Annotated in this window: 1 protein-coding gene; it reads right to left on the reverse strand. The window is 31.7% G+C overall.

What is annotated here, in order from left to right:
* Positions 1 to 15 precede the first annotated feature (15 nt).
* On the reverse strand, positions 16 to 637 hold a 622-nt coding region (locus tag DW862_RS26110), incomplete at its 5' end, for a hypothetical protein (protein WP_165861977.1).

Below are 637 nucleotides of genomic sequence, written 5' to 3' on the forward strand. Positions count from 1 at the left end.
AAATATAGACCTATACTACAAAAATAAGCCACGGATATTTGCAACTGTGCCATCATAATACATTTCTTTCGAATTTACTAAAACTTTCCCTCTATATGAATACAACTTTTCTGATAACCCTTTTTCGTTATAAAAAATATCAATATGCTCATGTGTTCCATTTAATAGAACTTTTTCTTTTCGAATTTCTCTCCCCAGACAATCGTAGTGTATGGCATTATTAAAAATAATACTTTTTTCTGTATTTCCATTCAATATAACATAATTCGCAACATAGAATCCTTGTTTATCACGTCCTCCTCTTATTGCTTTCCGGACTGAAACAGTACCATCGGGAGCCTTAATTTTATAAGGTCTGAATAAATCATCATAAGTATAATATGTTTTCAGATTTCCCGGTCCGGTATTAATAAGAGTATTTCCGTAGACATCAGCTGTATTAGTTGAGATTAAGCCTGTCGGAGATATAGTCTTACTCCGATGTAAAAAGTTAGTATCATATTCATAAACAAATTGTTTTTTAGTGATAGAATCTTCTATACTCTCCGCAACCAAAAGACCACATACATTATATTGATATCTTTTAAAATAAACACCTAACGGAATAGCAAATTTGAGTAAAGCGTAGCGAACAGAC

The sequence above is a fragment of the Bacteroides sp. AM37-9 genome, assembly GCF_003603455.1.
GTDB lineage: Bacteria > Bacteroidota > Bacteroidia > Bacteroidales > Bacteroidaceae > Bacteroides > Bacteroides xylanisolvens.